General features: G+C 71.4%; 12 protein-coding genes. 3 read left to right on the plus strand and 9 right to left on the minus strand.

Annotation, left to right across the window (positions count from 1 at the left end; translation table 11 throughout):
- Positions 1–139: 139 nt before the first annotated feature.
- Positions 140–1,147: a LacI family DNA-binding transcriptional regulator gene (locus Vgi01_RS17470; protein WP_204291709.1), complete on the plus strand. Its 1,008-nt coding sequence runs from the start codon at positions 140–142 to the stop codon at positions 1,145–1,147.
- Between the two features lie 193 nt (positions 1,148–1,340).
- The gene (locus tag Vgi01_RS17475) at positions 1,341–2,369 is read left to right on the plus strand and encodes a hypothetical protein (RefSeq protein WP_102655861.1); all 1,029 of its coding nucleotides are present in this window, start codon (positions 1,341–1,343) and stop codon (positions 2,367–2,369) included.
- A gap of 38 nt (positions 2,370–2,407) precedes the next feature.
- Here Vgi01_RS17475 and Vgi01_RS17480 read toward each other — a convergent pair whose 3' ends face one another.
- The 3 genes from Vgi01_RS17480 to Vgi01_RS17490 are packed head-to-tail and all read right to left on the minus strand — an operon-like array spanning position 2,408 to position 4,717.
- Positions 2,408–2,866, minus strand: a complete 459-nt coding sequence (locus Vgi01_RS17480) for a hypothetical protein (protein WP_204291710.1) — start codon at positions 2,864–2,866, stop codon at positions 2,408–2,410.
- Positions 2,841–3,464 (minus strand): RNA polymerase sigma factor, encoded by a 624-nt coding sequence (locus Vgi01_RS17485; RefSeq protein WP_204291711.1) that lies wholly within the window; start codon positions 3,462–3,464, stop codon positions 2,841–2,843. The genes Vgi01_RS17480 and Vgi01_RS17485 overlap by 26 nt, the downstream gene beginning before the upstream one ends.
- Complete coding sequence (locus tag Vgi01_RS17490) at positions 3,461–4,717, minus strand: S8/S53 family peptidase (RefSeq protein ID WP_239089022.1); 1,257 nt, start codon at positions 4,715–4,717, stop codon at positions 3,461–3,463. The genes Vgi01_RS17485 and Vgi01_RS17490 overlap by 4 nt, the downstream gene beginning before the upstream one ends.
- 247 nt (positions 4,718–4,964) lie before the next feature.
- Between Vgi01_RS17490 and Vgi01_RS17495 the strand changes: the two genes are divergently transcribed.
- Positions 4,965–7,595 carry a CHAT domain-containing protein gene (locus tag Vgi01_RS17495; RefSeq protein WP_204291713.1) on the plus strand — a complete coding sequence of 877 codons (2,631 nt, stop codon included), beginning with the start codon at positions 4,965–4,967 and terminating at the stop codon, positions 7,593–7,595.
- Positions 7,596–7,686: 91 nt separating this feature from the next.
- On the opposite strand, the gene Vgi01_RS17500 is transcribed toward Vgi01_RS17495, so the two are convergent.
- From Vgi01_RS17500 to Vgi01_RS17525, 6 genes are read right to left on the minus strand one after another with little or no spacing between them, the layout of a single operon-like run.
- Positions 7,687–8,583, minus strand: coding sequence for a DUF6807 domain-containing protein (locus Vgi01_RS17500; RefSeq protein WP_204291714.1), 897 nt, complete (start codon positions 8,581–8,583; stop codon positions 7,687–7,689).
- On the minus strand, positions 8,580–9,197 hold the full coding sequence (locus Vgi01_RS17505) for a hypothetical protein (protein ID WP_204291715.1): 618 nt from the start codon (positions 9,195–9,197) through the stop codon (positions 8,580–8,582). The genes Vgi01_RS17500 and Vgi01_RS17505 overlap by 4 nt, the downstream gene beginning before the upstream one ends.
- Positions 9,181–10,065 (minus strand): carbohydrate ABC transporter permease, encoded by an 885-nt coding sequence (locus Vgi01_RS17510; protein ID WP_013734550.1) that lies wholly within the window; start codon positions 10,063–10,065, stop codon positions 9,181–9,183. The genes Vgi01_RS17505 and Vgi01_RS17510 overlap by 17 nt, the downstream gene beginning before the upstream one ends.
- Positions 10,065–11,048: a carbohydrate ABC transporter permease gene (locus Vgi01_RS17515; RefSeq protein ID WP_013734551.1), complete on the minus strand. Its 984-nt coding sequence runs from the start codon at positions 11,046–11,048 to the stop codon at positions 10,065–10,067. The genes Vgi01_RS17510 and Vgi01_RS17515 overlap by 1 nt, the downstream gene beginning before the upstream one ends.
- A 31-nt stretch (positions 11,049–11,079) precedes the next feature.
- Positions 11,080–12,417: an ABC transporter substrate-binding protein gene (locus Vgi01_RS17520; RefSeq protein WP_013734552.1), complete on the minus strand. Its 1,338-nt coding sequence runs from the start codon at positions 12,415–12,417 to the stop codon at positions 11,080–11,082.
- A gap of 19 nt (positions 12,418–12,436) precedes the next feature.
- The gene (locus Vgi01_RS17525; protein WP_204291716.1) at positions 12,437–13,567 is read right to left on the minus strand and encodes a LacI family DNA-binding transcriptional regulator; all 1,131 of its coding nucleotides are present in this window, start codon (positions 13,565–13,567) and stop codon (positions 12,437–12,439) included.
- Between the last annotated feature and the right edge of the window lie 96 nt (positions 13,568–13,663).

Here is a 13,663-nt window from a genome sequence, read left to right on the forward strand (position 1 = left end):
CGGTATCTCCTCGACTAGTCAGTCGCGGTGCTCGGCCTGCGGGGGAGTTTTACAGCCGTGTAACCGAGTGTCAATCGGTGTCGATAACGTTTTCGATACGCCGCTCATCGAGCCCCGTCGGCCCTCTATCATCGTCGGCGTGGCGTTCCCGCAGCGTGTCAACATGTCGGACGTGGCCCGCGCGGCCGGCGTCTCCGTGGCAACTGTATCCAAGGTGGTTAATGGCAGGTACGGCGTGGCACAGGCGACCGTCCAGCGGGTCCAGCAGGTCATTCACCAGCTCGGCTACGAGGCCAGCCTGGGCGCGCAGAGCTTACGTAGTCACCGCACGAACGTCCTGGGCATCCTCGTGGCCGAGTTCGAACCCTTCTCCACCGAGTTGCTCAAGGGCGCCTCGGCGGGGGTCACCGGCACCGGCTACCAGTTGCTCGCCTACTCCAGCGGCGACGTGGCAGGTACGGCCGTCGGCTGGGAACGACGATCCCTGGCCCGGCTGTCCGGAACGCTCATCGACGGCGCCGTCATCGTCACGCCGACGGTGGTCGAGACCAAACAGGGCTTCCACGTCGTCGCCGTCGACCCGCACACCGGTCCCTCGGGTCTGCCCACCGTCGACTCCGACAACTTCGCCGGCGCCGTGCTGGCGACCAACTACCTGCTCTCGCTCGGCCACCGCCGGATCGGCCACATCAGTGGCCGCGCCGACCTGGAGTCGTCGCGGCTGCGTGAGGCGGGCTTCCGGCAGGCCATGGCCGACGCGGGTGTGACCGTGGACGAGCAACTGGTACGCGTCGGCGGGTTCCGCATCGAGAGCGCCGCCGGCACGGCCGCGGAACTGCTCGCCCTCCCCGACCGGCCGACCGCGGTCTTCGCGGGTAACGACCTGTCCGCGATCTCCACGATCAACGTCGCCCGGAACATGGGCCTGTCGGTGCCCGACGACCTGTCCGTGATCGGCTTCGACAACGTTCCGGAGTCGGCGCTTGTCAACCCACCGCTGACCACGATCATGCAACCGATACAACGGATGGGCGCCGAGGCGTTGCGCCTGCTGGTCGACCTGATCGCGGGGGTGCAACGCGACATTCACATCCGGCTTCCTACCGAGCTGGTCGTCCGCGCCTCCTGCCGCGCCGTGCCGGACTGACCCCGGTCACCCGCAGCCAGACTGACCCCGGTCGCCCGCAGAAGGAGTTTGCCGCTCTTCGCGCCATCTGACAGCACGACGACACCACGACGGTATTTTCCGGCTCGCCACCGGCTCCAGAAAGGCGTAACCGCGCCGACACGGAACGGAAACGCCGGGTCGGCCAGTCTCCGTCGATGGGAGAAACGCTGTCATGAGCAGTGCAGGAAGACGTGTCCGCAGGGCGGTCCTGGGCGTCGTCGCGGGCGCCGCGCTGGCCGGGCTGCTGTCGGTCACCGCAGCCGTCGCCGCGCCCCTCGCGGCCGCCGACCGGGCCGCCCCGACCGCCCGCACCGACATCTACATCAAGGATGTCGACGGCGATGTCGGGCTCCAGCCGCACCCGCTGAACCCGCTGTGGGCCAGCCCCGACATCAAGGTCTGCCCGACTCCCGTGGAGTGTGCCACCAGCCAGAACCCGATCGTCGGAATCACCAACTACATCTTCGTCAAGCTGCGCAATCCCGGGCCGTACGGCGCGGGCACCAGCTTCGGAACGCTGCACGTCTACCGGACGACCCCCGGTGGCGGCGCGACCTGGCCGGCCCACTGGACGCACATCGGCGCGGCCACCGTCGCCGCCAACGCGGGCGTCACGACGGTCACCATCCCGTGGACGGGAGTGCCCGGGCCGGGTCACTTCTGCCTGCTCGCGCGCTGGGTGTCCGACACCGACCCGATGGTCGCCGAGGGCCCGGACATCAGCACCAACACCAGGAACAACAACAACATCGCGTGGCGCAACGTCGACTCGGTGCGACTCAGCGCCGGTGAGACGAACCCGGCCGTGCGACCCTTCGCCATCGGCAACTCGCTGCGGGTGCCGTCCGCCAACGACCTGGTCTTCGAGGCGACGCAACCGTTGCAGGGCATCGGCGGGCGGGTCGTCGTCGACCTCGGTCCGGAGCTGTTCGAGCGCTGGCGGGCCGGCGGCGCGGTCGGCACGGGCGTACGCGCCGTGGGCCGCACCCAGGTGGAGATCGTCGAGCCCACCCGGGCCAGCCTGGGCAATCTGCGGCTGAACCCCGGTGAGCGGGTGGAGTTCTCGCTGCTGTTCAGCGCGACGACCGCGTCGGACCGGGAGATCGCGTTCAACGTGACCCAGTTCGGCCCGGACGCCTCCGGGGCCAAACGGACCGACCTCGGCGGCGTGCAGTACCTGATCAGCTCCGTCAAGCGGTAGTGCGAGGGGGTTGCGGCCCGACCGGGCCGCAACCCCCGTCAGCGCAGGCAGACCCAGTCGGTGGCGACGGTGAAACCGCCGGCCTCGGCGAGCAACTGCACCGGACCGGGCGGCGGGACGCCGAGGGAGAACAGGCCCACGGCGTCGACGGAGGTCTCGTCGTAGGTGCCGTCGGCGGTTCGGGCACTGACCCGGCCGCCCTCGGCCGGGCAGAGCTGACCGACGACTCCCGCGTCGCTGACCTCGATCTCCAACACGATCGGTCCGCCCCGGAAGGACAGGGTCCGCACGGAGGCACCCGACCGGGTCTGCCCCGCCGGCTCACATGCCGAGTCGAAGGTCAGCTCGGCGAGGGTCAGCTCGGCGTCGACCGTCCGCCAGGCGAATGCCGCCCGCGCCGCGGTCAGATATTCCTCGGGCACTCCCCCGGCGTTCCACAGCGCCGCGCCCAACTCCACAGTCAACCGGTCGTCATCGACCGGCGGCCACGGCTCCATCGCGTTCACCCGCCTTCGACGATGCGGACCGACCAGGAACAAGGTACGGCGCGAGGGCCGGACAGTCGCGCAACCTGCGCAGACAACGGGCCTGGGTCGGCCCGATGCTGCCGACCGGTACGCCCAGCCGGTCGGCGATCTGCCGGTAGCTCAGCGGCGGATCGGCCGTCAACAGCGCGAGCAGCTCCTGACAGCGCGGCGGAAGCTGGGCGAAGCTCTCCCGCAACGCCTGCCGACGCTCCGCGCGCAACAGGTCCTCGTCCGGCGCCGCTACGTTCGCCCAGCTCCCGTGGTACCCCTCCAGCGCGTCGTCAGACGGGTCGACGGGTCGGGTACGCCGGCCCAGCCGCGTCATCCGGTAACACTCGCGCCGGGTGGTGACGGCCAGCCATCCGGCCAACGCCTCCGGGTCGCGCAGCCGGCCGAGTTGCTCCACCAGCCGCAGCCAGACGGTCTGGTTGACGTCGGCCGCGTCGGCGCCGGTCAGGTCGTGGGAGCGGATCACCGAATACACGAGCGGGGTGTACCGGTGCACCAGCTGCGCCCAGGCCGATTCGTCCCCGTCCGCGGCGGCGGCGACCAGCTCCCTGGTGTTCACCCGACCAGCACTCCGTAGTCGGGGTGCCAGCGGGGTTGCGCGAGCAGCGTCAGCCGGGCCGCGTCGGCGCTCAGGCCGCCGGCGGTCATCAGGGCGGCCAGGCGACCGCTGACGTGTGCGGTGGCGAACGACGTGCCGGCCCAACTGGCGTAGCGGTGGAACACACGGGTCGGTCGTCCGGGCAACGGCAGGGTGCCCGCGACGTAGGTGCTGTCGTGTCGACCGAGCGCGCAGGCGTCCACCCACGCCCCGTGCCCGCTGTAGTCGGCCGGTACCAGTCCCGCCGGGCCCAGGCTGACCGCCGCGACCGCCACCACCCGCTCCAGCGCGGCCGGCCACAGTGGCCGGCGGAGGCCGGCGTTGCCCGCCGCCGCCACCACCGCGGTCGTCGGCGGCAGCGCGGCCAGGGCGTTGGCCAGTGGCAGCGAAGGCTGATCGTCGAGGGTGTAGCCGCCCAGGGACAGGTTGATCACGTTGACCTCGGGCGACAGCCGGCTCAGGGCGGCCACCACCATCGACTCGTCACCGATGCCGTTCTGGTCCAGGGCCGTCTCGGGATCGACACGTACGCCGGGTGCGGCCTGACGCACCACCCCGGCGACGAACGTGCCGTGACCGCCCTGCGGGGCGAGCACGTCGGCGTACGCGTAGAGCGGGTCCTCGTCGTCGGGCTCGGGCAGGTAGGCGCCGTCGAGCCAGTGCGGGTGCTGCTGACCGGCGTACCGCCAGATGCCGGTGTCGCAGATCCCGACCGTCACCCCCGCGCCCTCGGCGAGCCGGGTCGGATCCGGCGGCGGCAGCGCGGCGACCGCCCGAGGCGGCCCGGACGGGTTGCCCATGATGTTGCCCAGGCCGAGCAGCACGTGGTGGGGTTGGACCCGCGGTACGGGTTGGCCGGACCACTGCCGAGGATCGCGCAGCATCCCCACGATTGCGGGAATATCGGTCTCCGTGGCGAACAGCAGTCGGGTGACTCCGGCGAATCCGTTGCCAATGGTGACCGAATGCCCGCGGCTTCTCAGCCAGGCGGCGACCCGACCGGCATCTGCGGCGGCGGCGAGCAGTTGCCGGGGACGGTAAAGGAATTCCCGTCCGGCGACGATGTGCCGCCGCACATTGCGGTCCGCGTCCAGCACCCGGGCGAAGGCGAGTTGGTATGCGGTGTCGTCGGGGTCCTGCTCGGCGCGCGATGCGGCCGCCGTCGACCCGATGCCCAGTGGAGTGGCCACGGCGGCCAGCGCGGAGGCGGTCAACAGTCGCCGTCGGGACAGCCGATGGGAATTGCCCGTTCGGGGATAGTCAGGAAGCAAGAGTCCTCCCAGATAGCCCAGGAAACGGCAAGTCACTGGTGGCGGGCAAGTCGAATTCCGCAGGCCTCGCCAATTCTTCCAAGCAATCGGCGTATGTCAATGGCCCGTCCGGGTGACCGCAATACGGCCACACCCGTGAGACGATTCCCGGGCATTGACAGTACGGCGATAGCTGGTGAAGCCTTCTCTCATGTCCGACAGCACCGCTGCCGGCACCGACAGCACCGCTGCCGGTGCCGGCATCGCTGCGCTGGCGCTCGACACCGTCCAGCGCCGCCCACGTGAGGCGATCACAATCGCCCAGCGGGTACTCGCCACCGGGCACGTCGACGACGACGAACGCTCCACTGCGGAGCGGGCCATCGGCCTGGCGCTGCGGGAACTCAACGACCTGACCGGCGCGCTGCACCACCTGCGCCGGGCGGTCCGCGCCGCCGAGTCGGCCCGGACCCGCGCGCTGGCCCGGATGAGCCTCGGCTACGTCCTGGCCACCGCCGGCCGCACTTCGGCGGCCCTGCGGGCGGTGACCGCCGCGCTGCCGGAACTCACCGGCGCCGACGCCGGGCGGGCCCGGATGCAGCGCGGGGTGGTGCTGCACTACCGGGGCCGGTACGACGAGGCGGTCAGCGACTACGGGCTGGCCATCGACATCGCCCAGCGTGCGGGCGATCTGCTGCTGGAGGCGCGGGCCCGCAACAACCGGGGACTGCTCAACGCCCACCGGGGCGGCAACGGCGACGTCGACGACCTCGCCCGAGCGGCGGCCATCTTCGGTGAACTCGGGCTGGACCTCGCCGCCGCCGACGCCCGCTGGAACGGCGGCATCGCGGCCGGCCGGCGCGGCGACATCGTGGGTGCCCTGCGCCGGTTCGCCGCCGTCGGCGAGGAGTACCAGCGTCTCGCCGTACCTCGACCGGCGTTGCTGCTGGACCGTTTCGAACTGCTGCTGTCGGTGCCCCTGGTCGACGAGGCGACCGAGGTCGCCGCCGCAGCGGTCGACGAACTGCGGCGTCGGGGCATGGCCTCCGACCTCGCCGAGGCGCTGCTGGCCCAGGCACGCGCCGCGCTGCTCGCCGGTGACCTGGACACCGCGACCGAGGCCGCCGCCGCGGCACGGACCCGATTCCGCCGACAGGGTCGCCGCATCTGGACCGCCTTCGCCCGACACGTCGAGTTGCGTGCCGAGTTCCGTCGCGGAACCCGCACCGCCGCCCTGCTCACCGCGATGGTGCGTACCGCCGATCAACTCGACGCGACCGGCTGGCCGGATCCCGCGCAGCTCACCCTGATCGACGCCGGCCTGCTGGCGTCGGCGCTGGGTCGCGTCGACCGCGCCGCGGAGTTGTTCGGCACGGTCGCCCGCACGCGGGGTCAGGGTACGGCGCCCCGGCGCGCCCAGGGCTGGTACGCCCAGGCGCTGTGGCACCGGCTGCGCGGCGACGAATCCGCCGCCGCCCGTGCCCTGCGTCGCGGGTTGGCCGTCCTCGACCGGCACCGGACCTCGCTCGGCGCCACCGAACTGCGGGCCAACAGCGGGGCGTACGGGCAGGAACTGGCGGCCGAGGGGCTGGACATCGCCGTGCGGGCCGGCGCACCGGCGCGGGTGCTGGCCTGGGCGGAGCGGTGGCGCGCCACCGCGCTGCGCAACCGGCCGGCGTTGCCACCCGACGACGCCGAACTCGTCGCGGCGCTTGCCGAACTCAGGCTGGTCAGTGGCCTGCTGGAGGACGCGGTGCTGACCGGCCGGCCGGTACGCGTGCTGCGCGGGCGGCAGGCCCGGCTGGAGCATCGCATCCGCGACCTGACCCGGCTGGCGACCGGCGCGACGACCACGCCGGCCCCGCCCCGGGTGGGTGAACTGGCCGACCGGCTCGGCCCCCGGGTGCTCGTCGAACTGTTCGTGCACGGTGACCGGCTCGGGGCGGTGGTGGTCGCCGACGGACGGGCCAGCCTGCACGATCTCGGCCCGTCGGCCGAGGCGACCCGGCTGGCCCGCTGGCACCGCTTCGGGCTACGTCGGCTGATCGTCACCGGGGACTCGACAGCCGCCCGAACCGGCGCGGCGCACGCCGCGACGGCGTTGGACCGGCAACTGTTCGACCCGCTGCGGCGGCGGCTGGCCGACCGGCCGCTGGTGATCGTGCCGGTCGGCGCCCTGCATGCGGTCGGCTGGGCGGGGCTGCCCACCTGCGCCGGCCGGGCGGTGACTGTCGCACCGTCGGCGACCGCCTGGCTCACCGCCGCGCAGCAGCAGACCTGGGCGGGTACGCCGACGCTGGCCAGCGGCCCACGACTGCCCGCCGGGACGGTCGAGGTCAAGCGGCTCGCCGACGTGCTGCCCACCGCCCGCCTGCTCACCGGGGCGAACGCCACCGCCGAGGCGCTGACCGCCGCCCTGGACGGCGCCCCGATGGTGCACATCGCCGCGCACGGCACGTTCCGCGCCGACAACCCCCAGTTCTCCACCCTGGAGTTGGCCGACGGGCCGCTGTTCGCCTACGAGTGGGAACGCATCGCCCGGCCGCCCGGCTGCGTGGTGCTCTCCGCCTGCGAATCGGGCCTGTCCGGGGTACGCCCCGGCGACGAGATCACCGGTTTCGCGGCGGTACTGCTGGCGCTGGGCACCCGATGCCTGATCGCCACCGTGCTGCCGGTGCCGGCGGAACCCACCACCGAACTCATGGTGGACCTGCACCTGCGGATGCACGCCGGTGCCGAACCGGCGCAGGCCCTCGCCGCCGCCCAGCGGGCCTTCGTGTCCACCGGCGATCACACCGCCTCGGCCACCGCGGCGGCCTTCGTCTGCCTCGGCGCCGGCTGACCACGACGCGCCGTCGAACTGGGCGGCACTGTCGGACTGTGGCAGCGCACAAGCGGATGGACGGCGTGTCGACCAGCTCCACTGCCACAGCTCACCGCAGGTCGGCGAGGGCGGCGGCGGTGTCGACGGTGAGGATGCCGTCGGCTATCACCACCCGGTGGTGGTTGCGGCGACTGGTGCCGGCCGGGATCGTCGCGGTCCGCGCGAAGGCGAAGGCGACGCACACCCCGGGATACATGGTGGTCCGGACGAACCACCTGTCGCCCGCACCCAGACCGCTGAAGACCAGGGTGTACGCGCCGCCCTCCGGTGACCGGCCGGTCATCGCCAGCCACGGATCGGCACATCCGTTGACCCTCTCCTCGCCGACGCGGGTGGCGGTGAACACCTCGGGTGGTTCGCCGGCCACCGCCCGCCAGAAGAACCCGCCGTAGCCGGCCCCACCCGGCCGACCGTTGGTGGCCGGGCTGCCCAGCACGACGTCCCGGTCGGCGGGAGCGGTGAGCACGCTGTCGACATCGAGCCGCCAGGCACCGGCTCGCCCGGACGCCGGACTCCATGCGCTGTCCGGACCAGGTACATCGACGTGCTCCGGTACCGCTGTCGCGGTCAGAGTGCGCCGCTCGGTGAGCAGGACCGCGCCGGTCGGGTCGCACCAGTGCAGCAGGTGGTCGAGCCGGTCCGTCGAGCGGTGGTTCCATCCGGTGTGGACGATCCGGCCATGGTCGGCACGCCAGGTGTAGCCGAGGTCGCGGACGTAGGTGCGCCCACCCCAGAGGTTGGTGCCGTTGACGTCCTGCACCGCCAGGGAGGCCCCGAGGTGCCAGACGTGGTCGGCGGGGAGGGCGTCGGTGACCCGGGTGCCGGCCAGGGTACGCACCGGGTGCAGGTAGGGCCGCGGGCCGTGGGTGGCGTCCAGGTCGGGGGCGAGCACGTACCGGGCCACCGGCGTACCGTCGACAAGCAACTCCTGATCGTCGGCGGTCATGACAGCTCCGCCCGGGTGAGCGGGCGGCGGCGGGCGACCGCGTGCACGGCGGCCAACGCGTACCCGGCGAGGATCGGCACCGCGACCGGGGTGACAAGCACCCCGAGCAGCACGGCGACGAGGCTGGTGCCGGCCAGCGCGGCGCAGGTCGCGGGGTGGTCGAGGCAGGTGCGGGCGGCCCGGGGAACCGCCGCGGCCCACCCGGTGCCGCCGGTGCGGCCGACCTCGACCACGATCGCGGCGGCGTACCCGAGCAGGGCCGCCGCCACCACGACGGTGACGGCCAACCCCACGCCGCCGCCCGGCACCCGGCCGGTGGCCAGTGCCGTCAGGTTTGTGGCGAGCAGCCCGACGGCGGCCAGCCCGAGCAGGGTGGCCGGCACGCCGGGCAGCAGTCCCCGACCGAACCGGGAGATGATCTGCCGGGCGGTGGGCCAGCTGCCGGTAGCCAGCCAGTCGTGCACCGCGGCGCTGGCGGTGCCGATCGCCGCGCCGGCGGTCAGCACCGGGGCCGAGGCGAGCACCGTCAGGATGCCCAGCAGCGCCAGATCGGCCCCGTCGCGTACGGTGTCCCGCCAGTCGCGGCGCGGCGGCTGCTCAGCCCTTGATTCCACTTGTGTTGATCCCCTCGACGAGCATCCGTTGGAAGGCGACGAAGAACACGAAGACCGGCAGCAGGGACAGCACCGCCATGGCGAACATCGGGCCGATGGCGCTCTGGCTCGTCGAGTCGATGAACAGGGTCAACGCCACCGGCACGGTGTAGTCGCTCAGCTCGGACAGGAAGACCAGTTGCCGGAAGAACTCGTTCCAGGTCCAGATGAACGAGAAGATCGCCGTGGTGACCAGGGCGGGTCGGCTCAGCGGCAGGATGACGTGCCGGAAGATGCCGAAGGCCCCGGCACCGTCGATCCGGGCGGCCTCGTCCAACTCGCGTGGGATGCCCCGCATGAACTGCACCATCAGGAAGACGAAGAACGCCTCCGTGGCCAGGAACTGCGGGATCAGCAGCGGCAGGTACGGCCAGTCCCCGCCGACCAGGCCGAGGGTGCGGAACAGGATGTACTGCGGCACGATCAGCACGTGCGCCGGCAGCAGCAGGGTGCCGATCATGATGGCGAACCACAGCCGCCGCAGCCGGAACCTCAACCGGGCGAAGGCGTACGCGGCCAGCAGGCAGCTCACCGCGTTGCCGACGACGGTCAGCAGGCTGACCATCGCGCTGTTGAGGAAGAACCGGCCGAAGCTGACGTCGAAGTTGCTCCACCCGTCGGTGTAGTTGCCCGGGGTGAAGCGCTCGGGCAGCAGACCGATGTTGCTGACGATCTCCTGCTGCGACTTGACCGAGGTGCCGATCATCCAGATCAGCGGGTACAGCACGACCGCCACGATGGCCAGCAGGATGATCAGCCGCAGCCAGGATCGGCTGCGTGAGCGCTGCGGGCGGGCCGCCACGGGCGGGGCCAGGGTGTTCGCCACCATCAGCGGTCCTCCCCGTCGGAGTAGTGCACCCAGAACCGGCCGGTGCTGAAGAAGACGGCGGTGATGAGCGCGATGGCGATCAGGAAGACCCAGGCCATCGCGGAGGCGTAGCCCATCTCCAGGTCGGTGAACCCGGCGATGTACAGGTTGAGGGTGTACATCAGGGTCGAGTCGATCGGTCCGCCGGTGCCGTTGCTGAGCACGAACGCGGCGGTGAAGCCCTGGAAGCCGTTGATGGTCTCCAGCACCAGGTTGAAGAAGATCACCGGGGAGAGCATCGGCAGGGTGACGCTGACGAACTGCCGGAACCTACCGGCCCCGTCCACCGAGGCGGCCTCGTACAGCTCGGTCGGCACCTGCTTGAGCCCGGCCAGGAAGATCACCATCGGGGCGCCGAACTGCCAGATGGCCAGCACCATCAGGGTCTCCAGGGCCCAGTCCGGGTCGTTGACCCAGGGCTTGCCCTCGATGCCGAACAGGGCGAGGAACGAGTTGAACGCGCCATCGCGGTTGAACATGTTCACCCAGACGATGGCCAGCGCCACGCTGCCGCCGAGCAGCGACGGCAGGTAGAACAGACCACGGAACAACCCGACCCCGCGCCAGGCACGGTTGAGCAGCAGGGCCACCCCGAGCGCCGCGGCCAGCTTCAGCGGTACGGCGATCAGCGCGAAGCGCAGCGTGACCCGCACCGAGTGCCACCACGACGGGTCGGCGGTGAACATCCGTTCGTAGTTGGCCAGCCCCACCCATTCCACCTCGGACCACGGGGTGAGGATGTCGTAGTTGGTGAAGCTGAGGTACAGCGACAACAGCATGGGTAGCGCCGTGATGCCCATCAGACCGATGAGCCAGGGCGACAGGAAGACGTAGCCGGCCAGACCTTCCCCGTGCCGGATCCGTCCGGTCCCGCGCCGGGTGGCGGGGGGTCGGACGGATCCGGTGCCGCGGCGAGTCGGGTCGGGCGCCGTGGTCAGAGCCACGAACTGCTCCTCTCCGGGTGACGCGGTGCGGTCAGGAGGCGATTGCCGCTTTGCAGGCCGCGACGAACTGGGCGGCGGCCTCGGCGGGGGTGACCCGGCCGTACTGGGCGTTCTCGGCGGCCTTGGTCAGCTCGGCGCGTACCTTGCTGTGGCCCTTGATCGGCACCTGCGGGGCCTCGCCGAAGGTCTCGGCCAGCTTGGTCTCCACCTCGATGGACTGCTTCATCGCCGGGTCGGTGGTGTCGTCGCTGACCACCCGACGCAGGTCCAGGTTGGACGGCAGACCCCGGTCGGTGCCGAGCAGCTTGACCGCTTCCGGGTCGTTGACCAGGAAGTTGATCACGTCGACCGCGATGTCGGCGTTCTTGCTGCCCCGGAAGACCGACCAGTACATCGAGGCGCGGGCCCACTGGGCGCTCGGGTCACCGGGGTAGGCGATGACCCCCAGCTCGTCGGCGGTGTTCTTCTTCAGCTCCGGCATCTGGTTGACCCAGACCCAGGAGGTGGCCGACTTGCCGGTGACCACGAGCTGCTTGGTGATGTCGGTGGCGTTGCCCTCGTGAATGACGTCCGGGGTCGGGGTGGCGCCGGCGTCCCGGGCCCCCTTCCACAGCTCGAACCACCTGGTCACGTCCTCGGCGGTGAAGCCCAGGTCGCTGCCGGAGTAAAGGTCCTTGCCCTGCTGGCGCAGCCACACCCAGAAGGCCTTGTAGTCGGCGCTGGGGTCCTGGGTGCCGGGCACTCCGGTCTTCTTGCTGACCTGCTCGGCCCAGGCGATGTGCTCCTCCCAGCTCATCCCGGTGGTCGGCTCGGGCAGCCCGTTCTTGTCCAGCAGGGTCTTGTTGTAGACCAGGCCCTGGGTGTTCTCCCCGGCGGCCAGACCGGCGAGCTTGCCGTCGACCTCGCCGTACTGGAGCAGGCTGGGCGGGAACTTGCTGGTGTCCAGGTCGCCTGCGTCCTGGTACTTCTTCAGGTCCAGGGTGGCGTTGCGGGCCGCGTACTCGGTCAGGTAGTTGTCGTCGATCTGGAAGATGTCCGGCGGGTTGCCGCCGGCGGTGAGGGTGGCCAGCTTGTCGAAGTAGCCCTGGTTGGCCTGCCAGGTGGTCTCGAAGACGACGTCCGGGTTCTTCTTGGTGTAGAGGTCCAGCGCCTGCACGGTCAGCTCGTTGCGGGCGTCACCGCCCCACCAGAAGATGGAGACCTTGGTCTTGCCGTCGGAGGCGTCGTCGCCGCCGCAGGCCGCGGCAGCCCCGACCAGGGGCAGGGCCACGACCGCGGCGAGCAGGCCGCGCAGCAGTCGGCGACGCAGCAGGGGGGTACGGTAAGTGCGCCCGTCGGGCGCGCTGGTGGGGTGCGTTGCGGGGTGCATGTGCGCTCACTCCTTGGCGTTAGGAGGCGACGACGTCACCGGCGGCCACTCTCGGGCCGCCCGGGTCCGCACGGCGATGCGGGCCCGGGCCTTCGGCAGTGGCACCGGGACGCTCCCGGCCGGCATACGGGCCCGGTCCGGTGGAGTCGCGGATGACCAACTCGGTCTGGAGCATTACCTGTGCGGTGGTGCGACGGACGCCGACTGTGGTCCCGGCACCGCCGGCCCGCCCGGTGCGCGGAAGGTCGGTGTCGTGTTGCAGCAACATGTCGACGGCCGTCCGGCCGGCGGCCGCGGTCGGGGTGGCCACCGTCGTCAGCTTGGGGCGGGTGAGCCGGCTCAGTGAGATGTCGTCGACCCCGACGACACTCACCTCCTGCGGCACCGCCACCCCCAGTGCGTCGAGCCCCTCCAGGAGGCCGATCGCCATCAGGTCGTTGTAGGCGAGCACGGCGCTGACCCCGGCCCGGCGGACCTGCTCCGCCTGGGCCAGTCCACCGTGCTCGGTAGGTGGGTTGGGGCCGAGCACGGTCAGCTCCGCGCCGGCCGTCCGGGCCGCCGCGCCGGCCGCACGGCGGATCTCCCGGCTGGTCCACGAACCGCGCGGCCCACCGAGCAGGGCGATCTCCCGGTGGCCGAGGCCGGCCAGGTGTTCGATGGCCGACCGGGCGCCCTGACCGACGTCCATCAGCACGCACGGCAGCCCGGCCAACTGGCGGTTGACCACCACCAGCGGGACCTCCCGGCTGAGCTGCTCGATCAGGCTGTTGCTCATCCGTGGGCTGCACAGCAGCACCCCGTCGACCTGCTTGGCCAGGGCGTGGACCAGCTCTTCCTCGGCGGCGGCGTCCTCATTGGTGTCGGCCACGAAGACGTGGTAGTCGCGGTGCCGGGCCTGGCTCTCCGCCGCCTTGATCAGGGGCGGGAAGAACGGGTTCGCGATGTCCGCGATGATCAGCCCGATGTTGTGCGTACGGCCGGTGATCAGGGCACGTGCGGCCCGGTTGGGGCGGTAGCCCAGGTCCTCGGCGCAGGCGAGCACCCGTACCCGCGTCTCCGGGTTGACCAGGTGGGGTGCGGAGAAGGTGCGGGAGACGGTGGAGATGTGCACCCCGGAGGCCCGCGCGACGTCCCGGATCGTGACAGGCACTGCGGCCCCCTTCGTGTGTCGGCGGTCACGGGTGCCGCCAATTAATGCAAACGGTTGCGCCAGTGTCAACGGTCGATGATTACAGCTAGGTTTCAC

This window comes from Micromonospora gifhornensis (assembly GCF_016863515.1).
Classification (GTDB): Bacteria; Actinomycetota; Actinomycetes; order Mycobacteriales; family Micromonosporaceae; genus Micromonospora; species Micromonospora gifhornensis.

Excerpts from the sequence above, each read along its gene's own strand:
- Vgi01_RS17510 (WP_013734550.1), bottom strand. The coding sequence starts at position 10,065 with ATGGTGGCGAACACCCTGGCCCCGCCCGTGGCGGCCCGCCCGCAGCGC.
- Vgi01_RS17475 (WP_102655861.1), top strand. The coding sequence starts at position 1,341 with ATGAGCAGTGCAGGAAGACGTGTCCGCAGGGCGGTCCTGGGCGTCGTC.
- Vgi01_RS17480 (WP_204291710.1), bottom strand. The coding sequence starts at position 2,866 with ATGGAGCCGTGGCCGCCGGTCGATGACGACCGGTTGACTGTGGAGTTG.
- Vgi01_RS17500 (WP_204291714.1), bottom strand. The coding sequence starts at position 8,583 with ATGACCGCCGACGATCAGGAGTTGCTTGTCGACGGTACGCCGGTGGCC.
- Vgi01_RS17495 (WP_204291713.1), top strand. The coding sequence starts at position 4,965 with ATGTCCGACAGCACCGCTGCCGGCACCGACAGCACCGCTGCCGGTGCC.
- Vgi01_RS17520 (WP_013734552.1), bottom strand. The coding sequence starts at position 12,417 with ATGCACCCCGCAACGCACCCCACCAGCGCGCCCGACGGGCGCACTTAC.